13 protein-coding genes are annotated in these 14,905 nt (G+C 71.1%); 10 read left to right on the forward strand and 3 right to left on the reverse strand.

From position 1 onward, the window contains the following. Positions 1-42 precede the first annotated feature (42 nt). The 3 genes from AC5L36_RS06455 to AC5L36_RS06465 all read left to right on the forward strand — a co-directional run bounded on the left by AC5L36_RS06455 (position 43) and on the right by AC5L36_RS06465 (position 4,177). Positions 43-1,974, forward strand: coding sequence for a phosphotransferase (locus AC5L36_RS06455; RefSeq protein ID WP_441214418.1), 1,932 nt, complete (start codon positions 43-45; stop codon positions 1,972-1,974). Next, on the forward strand, positions 1,950-3,140 hold the full coding sequence (locus AC5L36_RS06460; RefSeq protein WP_441214419.1) for a radical SAM family protein: 1,191 nt from the start codon (positions 1,950-1,952) through the stop codon (positions 3,138-3,140). Before AC5L36_RS06455 ends, AC5L36_RS06460 begins: the two co-directional genes overlap by 25 nt. Before the next feature lie 149 nt (positions 3,141-3,289). Further along, complete coding sequence (locus tag AC5L36_RS06465) at positions 3,290-4,177, forward strand: hypothetical protein (RefSeq protein WP_441214420.1); 888 nt, start codon at positions 3,290-3,292, stop codon at positions 4,175-4,177. Here AC5L36_RS06465 and AC5L36_RS06470 read toward each other — a convergent pair. Together AC5L36_RS06470 and AC5L36_RS06475 are read right to left on the reverse strand one after the other, a co-directional pair. Continuing rightward, positions 4,146-4,931 carry an SDR family NAD(P)-dependent oxidoreductase gene (locus tag AC5L36_RS06470; RefSeq protein WP_441214421.1) on the reverse strand — a complete coding sequence of 262 codons (786 nt, stop codon included), beginning with the start codon at positions 4,929-4,931 and terminating at the stop codon, positions 4,146-4,148. The genes AC5L36_RS06465 and AC5L36_RS06470 overlap by 32 nt on opposite strands. Then, positions 4,928-6,097, reverse strand: a complete 1,170-nt coding sequence (locus AC5L36_RS06475) for a threonine synthase (RefSeq protein ID WP_441214422.1) — start codon at positions 6,095-6,097, stop codon at positions 4,928-4,930. Before AC5L36_RS06475 ends, AC5L36_RS06470 begins: the two co-directional genes overlap by 4 nt. 138 nt (positions 6,098-6,235) lie before the next feature. On the opposite strand from AC5L36_RS06475, the gene fxsA reads away from it, so the two are divergent. From fxsA to AC5L36_RS06495, 4 genes are read left to right on the forward strand one after another with little or no spacing between them, the layout of a single operon-like run. Beyond that, positions 6,236-6,409 (forward strand): FxSxx-COOH cyclophane-containing RiPP peptide, encoded by a 174-nt coding sequence (gene fxsA, locus AC5L36_RS06480; RefSeq protein ID WP_441214423.1) that lies wholly within the window; start codon positions 6,236-6,238, stop codon positions 6,407-6,409. Between the two features lie 4 nt (positions 6,410-6,413). After that, positions 6,414-7,565, forward strand: coding sequence for an FxsB family cyclophane-forming radical SAM/SPASM peptide maturase (locus AC5L36_RS06485; protein ID WP_441214424.1), 1,152 nt, complete (start codon positions 6,414-6,416; stop codon positions 7,563-7,565). Then, on the forward strand, positions 7,562-9,289 hold the full coding sequence (locus AC5L36_RS06490; protein WP_441214425.1) for an HEXXH motif domain-containing protein: 1,728 nt from the start codon (positions 7,562-7,564) through the stop codon (positions 9,287-9,289). The genes AC5L36_RS06485 and AC5L36_RS06490 overlap by 4 nt, the downstream gene beginning before the upstream one ends. A gap of 10 nt (positions 9,290-9,299) precedes the next feature. Continuing rightward, positions 9,300-10,505 carry a hypothetical protein gene (locus AC5L36_RS06495; RefSeq protein WP_441214426.1) on the forward strand — a complete coding sequence of 402 codons (1,206 nt, stop codon included), beginning with the start codon at positions 9,300-9,302 and terminating at the stop codon, positions 10,503-10,505. Between the two features lie 3 nt (positions 10,506-10,508). Here AC5L36_RS06495 and AC5L36_RS06500 read toward each other — a convergent pair whose 3' ends face one another. Continuing rightward, positions 10,509-11,051 (reverse strand): TetR/AcrR family transcriptional regulator, encoded by a 543-nt coding sequence (locus tag AC5L36_RS06500; protein ID WP_441214427.1) that lies wholly within the window; start codon positions 11,049-11,051, stop codon positions 10,509-10,511. 109 nt (positions 11,052-11,160) lie between these two features. Here AC5L36_RS06500 and AC5L36_RS06505 point away from each other — a divergent pair, with 109 nt between their 5' ends. From AC5L36_RS06505 to mctP, 3 genes are all read left to right on the forward strand, one after another. Next, entirely contained in the window at positions 11,161-12,108 is a 948-nt protein-coding gene (locus AC5L36_RS06505; RefSeq protein ID WP_441214428.1) for an SDR family NAD(P)-dependent oxidoreductase, read from the forward strand. Positions 12,109-12,562: 454 nt separating this feature from the next. Then, entirely contained in the window at positions 12,563-12,775 is a 213-nt protein-coding gene (locus tag AC5L36_RS06510; RefSeq protein WP_441214429.1) for a DUF3311 domain-containing protein, read from the forward strand. 1 nt (position 12,776) lies between these two features. Next, on the forward strand, positions 12,777-14,462 hold the full coding sequence (gene mctP / locus AC5L36_RS06515; protein ID WP_441214430.1) for a monocarboxylate uptake permease MctP: 1,686 nt from the start codon (positions 12,777-12,779) through the stop codon (positions 14,460-14,462). The last annotated feature ends 443 nt before the right edge of the window (positions 14,463-14,905 follow it).

The following is a 14,905-nucleotide window of genomic DNA, read 5'->3' on the forward strand; positions in this document are numbered from 1 at the left end:
CATCGGCCGTGACCCCTCGTTTCTTTGTCGTCTGGAGACTTCGTGCCGCCCCGGCTGACCGTGATCGGCAAGCATTCCGAACTGACGGCCGGCGATGTCCGGCGCCTCGTCCACCTCGTGGTGGGTGACCAGCCGAAGGCTGATTCGAGAGCGGGCGCGACGATCGACGTACGCGTGCTGCAAGGCGGTTACAGCGGCCTCCTGGTCGCCCTCGTGTACGCGCCGCGGCGTGGCCTGTTCATTCTGAAAGGCGGCCCGACCGGCGAGATTCAGCTGGAGCACGAAAACCGCGCGGCATTTCTCGGCTCCGCGGACGAATGGCTCGTGACCAACCAGCTCGACGGCATTTACGGCCCGGTCGACGTGGAAATCCGCGACCAGTCGGAGAGCTGGAGCGCGATGGCGTACCGCTATATCGGCAGCCGCACCTACCGCGAGCTGGCCGACTACAGCGAGTTCGGCGGCTTTCTCCAGTCGTTCGTGCGCATGCCGCCGGTCGAGGGCGCGCCGCCGGAGCGCACGGTGCGCGCCTGCCTGTACAAGGTGGCCAGCCTGCTGGTGCGCAACGCCGACCTCCAGAACGAGGAGGAGGGGCGGGCGCTCGGCGACTACCTGCCGGACGTCGACTGGGAGCGGGACATCAACGCCAGCCTCACCACGGCCGCCGCCCTGTGGTCGGACATCGAAGACCTGCGCGACTTCCGCGCCTGGTACACCGAGGCGGCCGCGGCGGTGCGGGTGGCGCCGGTGGCCGACCGGCGGCTCATCCACGGCGACGCCCACCTGGCCAACATCCTGGTCAACAGCGTGCGCGCGGAGGTCGACCTGATCGACTTCGGCAAGGGGCGGCAGGCGCACGTCTTCGAAGACCTGGCCCGCTTCGAGGTCGACCTGATCCTGCACACCACGCCCCGGCACGCGCACAGCGGCGCGCTCGTGCAGGACGAGCTGCTGGAGACCGTCAACCTCGTCGGCGACGACGACTTCGCGCTCCGTGACTCGCCCGACGAGCCGCGCCACCGCCGGTGCCTGCGGATGTGGCGGCAGGAGCTGTGCGCGGTGCTGCGCGGCACGTCGCTGCCCGGCGCCGCGATGATGTACCGCTGGTTCCTACTCAGCGAGTGCCTCAAGCGGATCCGCTGGGTGACCAACAACGGCCCCGTCGCCGCCGGCGTCGACATGCTCTCGGTGCTCCGGATGATTACCGCGTTGCGCCGCATGCTTGACGGACATCGCTACGCTCCGGAGGCAGTGATATCGACCACCGCCGAAGCGTTGACACTGCTGCGGTGCACCGCGGCGTACGTGCCGATGCACGGCCACGAGCTGTTGACGAACGAGAAGCGCAACCGCGTCAAAGAGGCCGCGCTGCACGCCTCCGCCGCCCGGGGCGCGTCCGTCCGGATCACCGCCGAGACCGGATACTCGTACCTGGCGACGCGCGGTGTGTTCAACTCCCGGATCCTGCGCCTGCTCGCGGCGGGCGCCAGCCTCCAGATGGTCATCTGCAACCCGTACTTCCTGGAGGCGTACGGGATCTCCGCCAGCTACGACCCGGACGGGCGGCGGCTCGGCGCGGTGGTCCCCGACGGGCTGGAGCTGCACGCCGACCTGGCTCGCAAGTTCGAGGCGAGCCTGCGCGGCTACGAGATCCTCCGGGAGGAGTACAAGAGCCTGGTGGAGGTCAGGCTCGCACGGTTCGGCATCGGCGCCACGGTGCTGCTGACCGAGCAGGCGTCTTTCTTCGAGCCGTACTTCCACGCCTCGCGCAACCGTCGCGAAAGGGTGCTGTTCGACACGTTCGAGCTCCAGTTCGAGCCGGGTGGCCTGCACATGAAGCGGCTCCTCGAAGAGACGTTCTCGTTCCACTGGAACAACGCGGACGCGGTCACCGACGTGAGCCAGTTGGAGGAGCGATGCAGGAGGGCGCGCACGGCGGTCTTCGACGCGTGGCAGGAGACGAGCAGCAGTTGATCCGGGCCGCCGTCCCGCTGGTGGCCGAGCACGACTCGTGGATCACAGTGGACCCGATCGTCGGCTGCCCGGCCGACTGCGCCTACTGCTACCTCGGCCCGCTCGGCTTGCGGGCCACCCGCCCCGCGCTGCGGGCCACGCCGGAGGCGGTGGTCGCGGCCGTCGAGGAGCACCTGTACGGGCGGCGGGCCCGGGTGATCGACCCAGCGCACGACCAGACGCCGCTCTGCGTGGGCAACTACACCGACATGGTGCTCACCCGCCCCAACCGCGAGGCGCTGGTGCGCATCGTCGAGCTGCTGGCCGAGCGCATCCCGCGCCGCCCGGTGGTCGTGGTGACGAAGGGGCGGCTCGACCAGGAGCTGCTCAACGCGCTCGACGGGCCGGGCTTCCCGATCTTCTGGTTTCTCAGCCAGTCCATGGGGCGGCTCACCGGCCTGCCGCTGGAGCGCGGCCCGATCGCCGATCTGGACACCACGCTCGAAAACGCCCGCCTCGTGTCCCGCACCGCCCACCAGAAGGCCGTGCACTTCTGGCGGCCGTTCGTGGCCGAGCTGCGGCCGAGCCGCGGCGACCTGGAAAAGCTGGTCGGGCGGCTGGCCTCCTCGGGCCTGTCCTGCTCCGTCGTGGTCGGGCTGACCCGGGGCCCCGGGGTACCGCTGGCGGACGAGCGCCTCGTCACGCTGCTCGACCGGTCGATGGCGGCGCCGGCGGAGCAGTGGGAGGTCTTCGACGACGAAGGCTGGGCGGAGGCCCGGGACGCCGCGGCGGCGGTCGGATACCCCTTGTACCGCAACACGTCCTGCGCGCTGGCGCTCCTCAGTGGACAGCCGGAGGCGCTGGGCACGTGGCGGCTGCCGTACGCCGAGCACCGCTGCCTGCCGGCCGCCTGCCCGCTCGGTCAGCGGGGGCGCTGCGCGGTCGCCGCGGCCGGGGAGTGGACGGATGGTGCGACCCTGGCTGCCAAGGTGGCCACCTTCCTGAGTCTCGACGCAGGATTGGTATCGGTCACCCGGGGGGAACTGGTGATCGGTGACATGATCGACGAGTTTGACTACAATACACTGTTGCACGGCTACGGCCGGCATTTGGCGATTCGAGCCCAGGGTGTGCGCAGGCAAAAGGCGTGGCTGGGGTCGTTTACCGGAGGGGGGCGCGCGGCGTGACGGTCGACCCACCCCTTCGGGCGCCCACCGGTTTCACCACCGTTCGGGCGCTTCGTCGGCTCCGTCGCATCACGGGCTTTGTTTCGGTATACGGAGAAGAGCGAGATCCGCGTTCGTCGGCATTTGCCCGGATTTGGCATGTCGGCCGCATGACCTGGGTGGCCCGGCGGCTCGCCGAGCGCCAGCCCGGCGTCGACGTCGACCGCGTCGTGCGCCTCTGTCTCCACCACGACCTCAACCGCTGGCCCTTCGCACACAACACCGAGGTGGGTCGCTTCGACCAGGCGGGCAATACCCGCGTCTTCACCAAGTCGCTGCTCGACGCGCGACTGTCCGATGAGGACTTCGCCGACCTGGAGGGCGTGCACCACAAGCGGATCGACGAGCTGAGCCCCGAGGGCCGCATCGTGCTCGGCGCCGACGCCATCACCGGCGTGGTCGAAGACCCACTGCTGCTCGTGACCGGGCTCAACGTGCGGCCCGACTACATCCCCGACCGGGTGTCCCGGGTGCTCGGGTTCACGCTTCGAGCCGAGCCGTGGCGCGGCCGGGCCCGCCGCCTGGCAAAAGAGTTCCACAGCGCGGGTGCGCCCGATCCGCTGGTGTTCCGCGCCGGGTTCGCCCGGCTCTTCCGCGATCTCATGGGGCAGGTGCTGGCGCGGGAAGACAGGCCGGAGCGGCTGCTCGACGTCGCCGCCGCCGTCAAGACCCACTTCATCCGCCCGCGGGTCTTCCCGGTCAACAACGAGCTGGTCTGCCGGTCGAGTTGGCTGCGCGGTGACGTGATGCCGCGCTACCTCGCCCGATACGGTGACGTCGACCTCGTGCTCATCGACGAAGACGACTTCGTGCGGCGGGCCCTGCGGGTGGGGGCCGCGGCGAGCGCCGCCGACTTCCTGCCGCGCATCGACGCGGTCCGCGAGCGGCAGGCCGACCTGTGTTTCGTGCGCGCCAAGACCGCTGCCGCCGACCGCTCCGCCACCGTCAGCCGGGCCCCCAGCCGCCTCAGGCTCGTGCCCCGACTAGCGACTCGGTGAGCTCGCGCAGGCGCTTGCGAAAGTCCACGTCGTACGCCTGGTCGAGCGCCCGCGCCTCGCGCTCGCGGTCGAAGTAGCGGCCGGTCACGCCCTCCAGCTCGGGGTCGACGACGAGCCGCAGCGTCGCCGCGAGGCCCCGCTCCAGGGAGTCGATCTCGCCGGTGCCGGCCTGCCGCACCATCGTCGTGGGCATCAGCGTCGCCGGGTGCAGGCAGTTGGCCGTCACGCCCGTGCCGGACAGCTCCTCGGCCAGGTCGAACGTGTGCGCGATGAGGGCCAGCTTCGCGCGCCGGTACGCCTCCGTGCCGTCGTAGCCGCGCAGCATCATCGGATCGTCCACATCGAACGGTCGCTGGCCGATGGAGGCGACGTTGACGATCCGGGCCGGCGCGGACCGCTTGAGCCGGGGGAGCAGGAGCTGGGTCAGCAGGTACGGCGCCAGGTAGTTGACGGCCAGCCGCAGCTCGTATCCGTCCGCGGAGAGCTGCCGGGCCTCGCCGGGCGGCCCGAAGCCGATGCCCGCGTTGTTGACCAGCACGTCGAGCTCACCATCGACCGCCGCGGCCAGCCGGCGCACCTCGGCGAGGGAGGAGAGGTCGGCCCGGATCGCCTGCGCGCCCGTCCGCTCGGCCACCTCGGCGAGCCGGGTGGCGTCGCGGCCGTGCACGATCAGCTCGTGCCCCCGATCGGCCAGCGCGTACGCGAGCGCGCGCCCGAGCCCGTCCGACGCACCCGTGATCAAGGTCCGTGTCATGCGTCCACGCTATCCGGGTACTTGAGCCCGGTGCCCGTGTTCAGCACCACCACCTCCTCGTGTTCGCCCAGCCAGCCGGCCGCGCGCAGCGTGCGGGCGGCGGTCAGGCAGGCGGCGCCCTCCGGGCAGAGCCACAGCCCCTCGTCGGCGCCGAAGACCCGCAGGTCGGCCAGCAGGTCGGTGTCGTCGACGGAGATGGCCGTGCCGCCGGTGGCGTAGAGCGCGTCGAGGATGAGCTCGTCACCGAGCGGCGCGGGCACCGTGATGCCGAACGCGACAGTGTGCGCGTCCGGCCATGGCTCGGCCCGCCGCGCGCCGGCGGCGAACGCGGCGACGATCGGCGCGCAGCCCGAGGACTGTACGGCCACGAGCCGCGGCTGCTTGTCACCGATCCAGCCCAGCTCGCGCAGCTCGGCCAGGGCCTTGTGAATGCCTATCAGGCCCACTCCGCCGCCGGTCGGGTAGAGGATGACGTCGGGGACCCGCCAGCCGAGCTGCTCGGCGATCTCGTACCCCATCGTCTTCTTGCCTTCGAGCCGGTACGGCTCCTTCAGCGTGGAGACGTCGAAGACACCGTCGCCGATCAGGCCCGCGACGAGCCGGCCGGCGTCGCCGATGAGGCCGTCCACGAGGTGCAGCTCCGCGCCCGCGACCGCGCACTCCTTACGCGTGATGGCGGGCGCGGCCTTGGGCATCGCGATCGTCGCGCGCAGCCCGGCTCGGGCCGCGTAGACCGCCCACGCCGCACCGGCGTTGCCGTTCGTCGGCATCGCCACGTGCCGGACGCCCAGCTCGCTCGCGCGGGAGACCCCGACGGCGGCGCCGCGCGCCTTGAACGAGCCGGTCGGCACGAGCCCTTCGTCCTTCACGAGCAGCCTCGGTACGCCGATGCGCGCGCCGTACCGGGCGGCGGGAAGCAGCGGAGTCCAGCCCTCACCGAGCGTCGTGATGTGCGCAGCGTCGCGGACCGGCAACAGCTCGCTATAGCGCCAGAGGTCTGCCGCTCGAGTGGCGATCGCGGCCGGGTCGAGGGCGGCTCGGGCCGCCGCCAGGTCGTACCGGACGAGCAGCGGCGAGCCGCACGCGCAGAGGTTTTGCGGCCGGTCGGCGTCGTAACGGGTGCCGCAGCGCGGGCATTCGAGGTCGGTGAGATACGAGGCGGTCACCAGCCAATCTTGGTCCGACACGCATCGTCGTGTCTGGACGTTGGCTGAACGGGGGAGTACGTTGGCGACGCCAAGGACGCTGTCCGGTGGACTGCCGTCGACAACGCACTATTCGTCCACAGAGGGATGCCGGCCGGGATGGATGCCACCGCCGACGACAGCCAATTTGACCTGATTGATCTTAACGCAATCAGTCTGGCCGATCTACGAGCGCTTGACGGGTCCGCCTTCGGCCAGTCGCTCCGCCGCATCCTCGACGACATCGACCGACCGCAGGACGCGGTCGCCGGCTGGAACGCCGCCATCGGCTGAGCTCATGCACGGGATCACCTGGCGTCCCACCCCATTCCGGGAGTTCGTGCTGAAGGTGCATTCCCGGTGCAACCTCGCCTGCGACTACTGCTACATGTACGAGCTCGCCGACAAGAGCTGGCGGGCGGCCACCGCCGTGATGAGCGACGAGGTGCTGGACGCCGCCTGCCGGCGGATCGCGGCGCACGCCACGGCTTATAGCATCCCCACCCTCCGCATCGTGTTACACGGCGGTGAACCAATGCTGCTCGGCGCGGCGCGGCTGGCCCGTGTCGCCGAACGCCTCCGCGCCGCCGCACCAACTTCGACCACAGTGGACGTTCTCGTCCAGACAAACGGCGTGTTGCTCACCGACGCCGCGCTCGCGACGCTGGCCGGTGCGGGCATCAGGATCGGCGTCTCGTTCGACGGTGACCGGGCCGCCACCGACCGCCACCGCCGGTACGCGAGCGGGCGCAGCAGCTTCGCGGCCGTCGACGCGGCGCTGCGGCGGCTGCGCGACCGTCCGGCCGCGTTCGCCGGCATCCTGTCCGTTGTGGACCTTGCGAACGATCCGGTCGGCACGTACGAGGCGCTGCTGCCGTACGAGCCGCCGATGGTCGACTTCCTGCTGCCGCACGCCAACTGGGGCAGCCCGCCGCCCGGGTCCGTCAGCGGGGGCGCGCCTTACGGAGACTGGCTGGTAGCCGCGTTCGACCGGTGGTACGGCGCGCCGGTGCGGGAGACCCGGGTGCGCTTCTTCGAAGAGGTGCTCAACCTCGTCCTCGGTGGACAGAGCCACACCGAGGTCGTGGGGCTGAGCCCGGTCGCCACGATCGTGGTCAATGTGGACGGTTCCTACGAGCAGGTCGACACGCTCCGCTCGGCGTACCCGGGTGCGGTCGACACCGGGCTCGACGTCTTCGCGCACGACCTCGACGAGGCGCTGCGCCACCCGGCCGTCATGGCCCGCCAGGTGGGTGTGGCGGCACTCTCCAGCACGTGCCGCTCGTGCCCGCTGCACCAGGTCTGCGGCGGCGGCTACTACCCGCATCGCTACCGTCCCGGCGAGGGCTTTCGCAACCCGTCGGTCTACTGCGCCGACCTGCGGCGGCTCATCACACACGCGGCCGGGCGGCTGCGCGCGGACGTCGAGCGCCTGAAGCAGCCGGCATGACGGCCGTACACAGTCTCGCACCGTCCATGGTGGACGCGCTCGGCGACGGCCACGGCGACGCCGAGACGATCCGCCGCCTGCGGGCCGGCCAGGTGAGCAAGCGCCTGCTGCTGCTCCGCACACTTCTCGACGAGGCACGCCTCGACGACTACTTCCAGCTGCTGGTCGAGGCGCAGCGCCACGCGCCGGACACGGTGGCCGAGGTCTTCGCCGAGCCGCACGTGGGCGCCTGGCTGGCGTCGTCGCTGCGGCGGCTGCGCGGCGCCTGGACCGGCGTCGAGCCGATCGAGACCGACCTGGCCCACCTCGGCGCCATCGCGGCCGCCGCGGCGATCCGGGCCGGCGTCGAGTTCACAGTGGACATCCCCGCGCGGGACGGCTGGCTGATGCTGCCAACCCTGGGGCGTGCGCGGGCGGAGGGCGTCGGGACGGTGCGCTATGCGGGCGAGCACCTGGCCGTTGGCGAAGACTGGCAGGAGCTGCGCGTCCTGCACTGCAAGGCGGACGACCTCGAGCTGCGGGTGCGCCTCGACGACATCGACCCGTTTCGCGACTGCCACCGCCTGTCCGCGGCGGAGCGGCTGACGAGCGCGGAGGTCGAGGAGTGGCAGCGCCTGCTCGACGAGGCGTGGCCGGTGCTGACCGCGCACCACCGCCGGTATGCCGAGGGGATCGCTGCCGGCCTCGTCACGCTCGTGCCGCTGCACACCGAGCGCACCAACGTCGGCGTCAACGTCACGAGTATGGACGCCTTCGGTGCGGTCTCGCTGACCCGCCCGGCCGACGGCGTCGCGCTCGCGGTCGGGCTGCTCCACGAGTTCCAGCACGCGAAGCTCGGCGCGTTGATCGACCTCGTGCCGCTGTACGAGCGGGACGACCGCCCGCGCTACTACGCGCCCTGGCGCGACGACCCCCGTCCGCTCGGCGCGCTGCTCCAGGGCGTGTACGCCTTTCACGGGGTCACCGACTTCTGGCGGGTGCAGCGACACGCGCTAAGCGGCGGGCGGGCCAGGTTCGCGCAGGTGGAGTTCGTCCGGTGGCGCGACCGGGTGTGGCGCACGCTGGGCGTGCTGGCGGAGTCCGACCGGTTCACCAGCGTGGGGCGGCACCTGCTCGACCGGATGCGCGCGGTGCAGGCGGAGTGGCAGGGCGAGCCGGCGCCCGCCGACACCGTGGAGCTGGCCCGCGAGGCGGCCGAAGACCACTGGGTCGGCTGGCGGCTGCGCAACGCCCGCCCCGACCCCGCGGCGGTGGCCCGGCTGGCCGGCGCGTGGCGGGCCGGGCACGACTGTCCAGTGGAGACGGTCGCGGTCGAGATCGAGCCGCGCCCGCGGGCACTGGCCCAGAGTGTGCGGCTCGACCTCGTGCAGCTGCGCATCGTCGATCCGAGCCGCTTCGCGGGTGTCGTGGCTGATCCGGTGCAACTGCACCGGTTCGTACCCGATGCGACGCCCGCGGACCTCGCGCTGGCCGGCGGAGATCTCGCGGCGGCGCGCGATGCCTACGCGGCCGAGGTGGCCGCGGACCCGGACCGGCTGGATGCCTGGATCGGCCTGTCGCTGGCCTGCCAGCGGCAGGCGACGCGGCTGCTCGACTTCCCGGAGCTGTGCTTGGCGGTTCACCGCCATCTGTGCGAATCCGGCGAATCACCGCCCGATCCGGTCGCTCTGGCCCGGTGGCTGGTGCCCGTACGGGGGACCGACGCGACGGCGCGCAGCCGCTAGCATTCGGCGGGTGCGCCTGAAGGCCGGCTCGTTGCTGCTCGCCGCCGCACTCCTCGCGGGGTGTGGTGGAGGTGGCGACGCCGGTGACGACGAGCCGCCGCGGTCCCTGACGACGCCGGGCGGCGTGGCGGCCACCGAGACGCCGGGCGGCACGGCGCGGCTGGGTGCGGCGCCGACGACCAAGCCGCCGGCCTCGAAAAAGCCGCCGGCGGCGGTGCTGCGCGCGGGCAACCCCAAGGGCAAGGCCGCGGTCCCGGCCGCGGGGCGCGCGGTCGACACCAGCAAGCCGGATCGCGTGGTGGGCAACGGCACGCAGGCGAGCTGCACCTCCAAGGCGGTCGTGTCGGCGGTGGCGGCCGGCGGGGTCATCACGTTCGACTGCGGGCCCGACCCGATCACGATCAAGATGGCGCAGACCGCGAAGATCAAGAGCAGCGTGCGCAAGGTGGTCATCGACGGCGGCGGCAAGGTGACGCTCAGCGGCGCGGGCAAGCGCCGGATCATCTACCAGAACACCTGCGACCGGGCACAGGGCGCGACCAGCGGAAACTGCACCGCCCAGGACCATCCGCAGCTCACCGTGCAAAACATCACGCTCGCCGACGGCAGCTCGATCGGCGTCGACCCCGACCCCGAGGTGACCAACGGCGGTGGCGGCGGCGCGCTCTACGTGCGGGGCGGAAACTTCAAGGTGGTCAACACCAAGTTCGTCCGCAACAAGTGCGACAACGGCGGCCCTGATCTCGGCGGCGCGGCCATCCGGGCGCTCGACCTCGACAACGACGGCCCGGTGTACATCGTGAGCAGCACCTTCGGCGGCGCGTCCGGCCAGGGCGGGCGCTGCTCCAACGGCGGCGCGCTCAGCAGCATCGGCGTCTCGTGGATCGTGCTCAACAGCCTGTTCAGCCACAACGAGGCGATCGGCTTCGGCGCCAACGGGGCGCCCGCGGGCACGCCCGGCGGCGGCAACGGCGGCGCGATGTACTTCGACGGGGCCAAGTTCACCGTCCGGATCGCCGGGACGATCATGGAGCGCAACCACGCCCGAGAGGGTGGCGGGGCGGTCTTCTTCGTCAGCAACGACCGCACCGGCAGCATGCGGATCGAAAGCTCGACGCTGCGGCGCAACCCGAGCGACAAGTTCGAGACGCTGCCCGGGATCTTCTACCTGGGCACCACCGAGCACCCGTCGATCTCCGGCCCCAGGCCGAGCTGAGCCTCAGCCCGCTCGATAGCGCAGGCCGTCCAGCAGCAGGTCGAGCAGGCGGCCGGCCTGGTCTCGCTCGCCGGCGGCCATCGTGACGCCGCCGAGGCCGAGGAGCACGTCGCCGGCCCGCGCGTCCGGCCGGATCGTGCCCGCCTCGACACCCGCCTCGAGCAGCGCGGCAATCGCGGCGGTGAGCCGGTCGCGGCTCTGGGCGTACGGGTTGACGCCGGACGCGATCACCACGCGCAGCGCGTCGGACATGCCCCGCTTGGTGGCCATGTAGTCGACGAACCGGTCCATCCAGGTGCGCAGCGCCGCGTCGGGCGGCTGGGCGGCGAGTAGCTCACCCACCGAGTCGCAGAGGCGGGCGAGCTCGCTGCGGTAGGCCGCCTCGATCAGCGCCTCGCGGGTCGGGAAGTGGCGGTAGAGCGTGCCGATGCCCACGCCCGCGTCCTTGGCGATCGCGTCGAGCGTGACCTCCGGCCCGTCCTGCGAGAACGCGCGGACGGCGGCGTCGAGCAGCCGGTCCCGGTTGCGCTGTGCGTCGGCGCGCACGGTGGTTCCTCCCCGTGGTGTAGCTCACTTGGTAACCGGAGGGAACTCCGCTTAGGGTTGCGGTGAAATGGAGGACCCTCCGTTTGTAGGTTACAGGGTGGGTGAGATCATGACTGGGACCACACGTATCACCACGCCGTTCGGCGCCGAGTCCACGGCCGCCGAGGTGGTGGCGGGCATCGACCTGAGCGGCCGCCGGGCCATCGTCACGGGCGGCGCGTCAGGCATCGGCGTCGAGACCGCGCGGGCACTTGCCGGCGCGGGCGCCGAGGTCACGCTCGCGGTCCGCAACCTCGAAGCGGGCGAGCGCACCGCCGAGGACATCACCGCCACCACCGGCAACAAGCACGTGTACGTCGCGCCGCTCGAGCTCGCCGACCGCGCCTCCGTCGCCGCCCTCGTGACGGCCTGGGAGGGACCGCTGCACATCCTCGTCGACAACGCGGGCGTAATGGCGTCGCCGCTGACCCGCACCGTCGAGGGGTGGGAGCTTCAGTTCGCCACCAACCACCTCGGCCACTTCGGCCTCGCCACCGGGCTGCGCCGCGCGCTGGCCGAGGCGGGCGGTGCCCGGGTCGTGTCGGTCAGCTCGTCCGCGCATCAGCGCTCCCCGGTCGTCTTCGACGACATCAACTTCGAGCGGCGCGAGTACGAGCCGTGGTCGGCGTACGGCCAGTCCAAGACCGCCAACATCCTCTTCGCGGTCGAGGCCAGCAAGCGGTGGGCCGGCGACGGCATCACCGTCAACGCGCTGCACCCGGGCAGCATCCGCACCGCCCTCCAGCGGCACGTGAGCGAGGAGGAGCTCGACCGCCTCCGGGCCCAGGCCGGCAACGACCCCGCCGTGGCCTGGAAGACGCCGGAGCGAGGTGCCGCCACCTCGGTGCTGGTCGCCACCTCGCCGCTGCTCGACGGTGTGGGTGGCCGCTACTTCGAAGACTGCAACGAGGCCGTGGCACACCAGCCCGGTTCACGTCGCGGCGTGGCGGCGTACGCGCTGGATCCGGAGGCGGCCGCCCGCCTGTGGGAGGTCAGCGAGGAGCTGCTCGCCCGCTGACGAATCCACAGAGATCGATATTGATGCACGCATCGATTGGCTACGTCCTTACGGCGCGCAGCACCGTCATTGCGGAATGTCAGCAAAAATGCCGGTCTCACCAATGGGTGAAATTGTACGGAAACATTTCGAACAGGTAGATGAGTACCGATCGGTCGATCGGAGGATCCGGCGGAGGTCCAAGTCGCCAGAGGATGTTTGTCCCGTGACGCCCGTCACGGGGCAAACCACCCCAACGGAGGCAGGGATGGTCGCGGATCGGCGTACTCAGGACAGTTGGCCACCAGGCCCGCCAGGTCCACCCACATCACCGCCTCCGTGGCGCGGCCCCGCAGAATCGCCTCCACCGCGTCGGGGACCTTCCGAAACAAGTCACTCCTGGACGCCACCAGGTCGTGCGCAGGTGCCCGGGGCCTGGCCACCCCGCCACCCCGACCACAACGTCGGCGTTCCGGTGGCGACCAAGCGAAAGCGGCGCGCCGACGCGAGCCCCTGGCACTGGCTGCTCCTGATCCCGATCGTCCTGCCGCTGTTGCCGCCGATCTACAACCGCATGGAGCCGCGCCTGCTCGGGCTGCCGTTCTTCTACTGGTGCCAGCTGGCGTTCGCCGGCGTGGCCGCCGCCACCACCGCGATCGTCCACGTGGCGACCAAGGAACGGCGGTGACATGCCCAGCTTCGCCGACCACCAGGTCGAGTTCTGGATCTTCGCGTTCATGTTCGGCCTGGTCACGATCATGGGTTTCGCGGCCGCGCGCTGGCGCCGCCCGGACAACATCCACACGCTGGAGGAGTGGGGCCTCGGCGGCCGCGCGTTCGGCAACTGGGTGACGTTCTTCCTGCTCAGCGGCGACGTCTACACGGCGTACACGTTCGTCGCAGTACCCACGCTGGTCTTCGGCGTCGGGGCCTCCGGCTTCTTCCCGATGCCGTTCCTGGTGATCGTCTACCCGATGCTCTTCGTGGTGCTCGCCCGCTTCTGGTCGGTGTGCCACGTGCACGGGTTCGTGACGCCGGCCGAGTTCGTCCGGGCCCGCTTCGGGTCGAAGTTTCTGGCGCTGGCCATCGCGGTGACCGGCATCCTCGCCACGATGCCGTACATCGCGCTCCAGCTCATCGGCATCGAGGCGGTCTTCAAGGTGATGGGCCTGCCGGAGGGCTGGCCGCTCACCGCCGCGTTCATCGTGTTGGCGCTGTACACGTTCAACTCGGGGCTGCGCGCCCCCGCCCTCATCTCCATCGTCAAGGACGCGCTGGTGCTGTGGACGGTGCTGGCCGCGTTCCTGATCGTCGCCTCCCACTCCGGTGGCTGGGGCAGCGTCTTCCGGGTGGCCGAGGCGAAGTACGCCGCCTCGCCGAGCGGCACGGACGGCCTGCTGCTCGCGCACGGCACCGAGCTCAACTACGTCACGCTGGCGCTCGGCTCGGCGGTCGCCCTCTTCCTGTACCCGCACACGCTCACCGGCGTGCTCGCCTCGCGCAACCGGGCGACCCTGCGGCGCAACCTCTCCGTACTGCCCCTCTACACGCTGACGCTGGGCGTGCTGATGCTGGTCGGCTTCGCCGCGATCCTGAGCGACATCCAGCCGATCGGTGGCGACCGCAACACGGTCGTGCCGCTGTGGTTCGACGCCAACTTCCCGGACTGGAGCGCGGGCCTCGCGTTCGCGGCCATCGGCGTCGGCGCGATGGTGCCCGCCGCCATCATGTCGATCGCCGCGGCCAACCTCTTCACCCGCGACATCTACAAGGAGTTCATCCGCCCGCAGGCCACCGCCAAGGAGGAGACCTTCGTCAGCAAGGTGGCGTCGCTGGCGATGAAGTTCGGCGCGGTCATCTGCATCCTGATGCTCAACACCCAGTTCGCCATCGACCTTCAACTCATCGGTGGCGTCTTCGTGATGCAGACCCTCCCCGCGGTGGCGATCGGACTCTTCACCGCGTGGCTGCACCGGTGGGCGTTGATCGCCGGCATCTTCGCCGGGCTCGCGACCGGCCTGGCGATGCTCTACCAGATCCCGCAGCGCGGCGCGAACGGCGCGGTGCTCCGGGAACACTTCGGCGGTTCGGCATGGCCACTCAGCAACATCGGCATCGACACTGACAGCACCATCTACGTCGGCGTGGTGGCGCTGGCCGTCAACCTGCTGGTCGCCGCCCTCCTCACGCCGGTCCTGCGCGGCGGCGGCGCGCCGGACGGCACCGACCGGACCCGCGAACACGACTACGTGGCGGACGAGGGCGACCCCACGGTCCGCCGCATGACCGAGCTGATCGACGGCGAAAGCCTGCCCGAGGAGCCGGTGGCACCAGCCGCCGGGCGCCACTCCTTCACCCCCCTCCGCCGCCCCTGACCCGCGGTTGATCAGGGAGTCGGTGGGGGCCCGCCCACCACCAACTCCCTGATCAACTCCGCGCGGCCGCTACCCCCAATTCCAAAGCCGAAGATTCGAGCTACCGCGACGTCCGCCGTGGTCCCGACCGTCGCTCCCGCGGCCTCACCCTCTTCGGGTGTTTCCCCCTCGTGAGTGGCGGGAGGCATATTGCCCATGTCCACTGTCGGCTGTAGACCGCCGTTCCCGCCGGACACCGCGCAGGCCGGCGGCTCGCAGCGCTCGCCGACCTCCGGCCTCCACCGCCCGCCCGCGCCCCAAGCCCTCACTCTGCCCCAAGAGGGCAGCCCTCTTGGGCGTGAATTCCTAGCAGGGCTCCCGTATACCCGCCCAGGCGGTGACAGGGCTGCCCTCTTGGGAGCGGGGCGGGGTCTAGAGACCTTTAGGGGTCGGGCGCGCCGCTC

The organism is Phytohabitans sp. LZ39 (assembly GCF_059359075.1).